The organism is Bartonella sp. MR168JLCBS, from assembly GCF_042194175.1.
The window spans coordinates 1-887 of sequence record NZ_JBHIMP010000226.1 but is presented as its reverse complement, the minus strand read 5'-3'; the positions used below and the strand labels follow the sequence as shown (position 1 = coordinate 887).

Annotated in this window: 1 pseudogene; it reads right to left on the bottom strand. The window is 34.5% G+C overall.

The window, feature by feature from the left end:
• Nucleotides 1-247: 247 nt before the first annotated feature.
• Nucleotides 248-887 (bottom strand): annotated as a pseudogene (locus ACFIK8_RS10500) (thiamine pyrophosphate-dependent enzyme); the annotation flags it as partial.

Below are 887 nucleotides of genomic sequence, written 5' to 3'. Positions count from 1 at the left end.
CACAACACGCTTTCACAATTTCAATCTTGTACCTACACAAACTTGTATCAGACACCTCAATAAAAACTCATGCTTCTTGAGCAAAACACCTTACAGAAAAACAATACGAACAGCAAAATCACTATCTACAAATAAACTTAAAATAATCTACTTATGTAGCTTCTGCTGAGTCATATTTAAAATGAAGAAAGTAACTAAAGCAAAAGTTTAAATCCATACCATCGTATTACAAACTCCTTATACAAAATTATTGCCCTTCAACAGGAATAGCATTTGCAACTGTTTTATCATGAGCCTCATCAGGCAACAACCATATCATTATGTGCACATCCAGATTGGATCATTAGAAACAATTTTCTAAATTATCAACACAGAAATCGAAGAGAACTGGCTTATCACAGTCAATTATTTCCTATATTTTACCATCAAGTTCATCAGATTTGGAACAATGAATACCAATATCCCTCCCTATAAGCTTGTGCCTATTTCACAAAGTCAGGCATCGATTCTGTATAAGAATGAGAAAGATGATTACCATGCAACAACTGCTGCCACTTGTGAACCATGCCCATCTACTGATTATTTAAAATAAAAATTTTTACAGGTCCATTGTGCTGCACTGCCGTCACGAATTCTTGAATATTCATCTGAATTGAAGCATCACTAGAAATACATAAAATTAAGTGCATCAGGATGTGCGATTTGAACACCAATAGCAGCAGGCAAATCATAATCCATAGTTCCAAGACCACAAGAAGTCATTCAATGGTTTTATTCGTCAAAGTAATAATATTGTGCAATCCACATTTGATGCTGTCCAACATCAGTTGCCATAGAAGCATTGACATCTTTAGTAAGAACATAAAGTCGTTCAAGAGCATATTGTG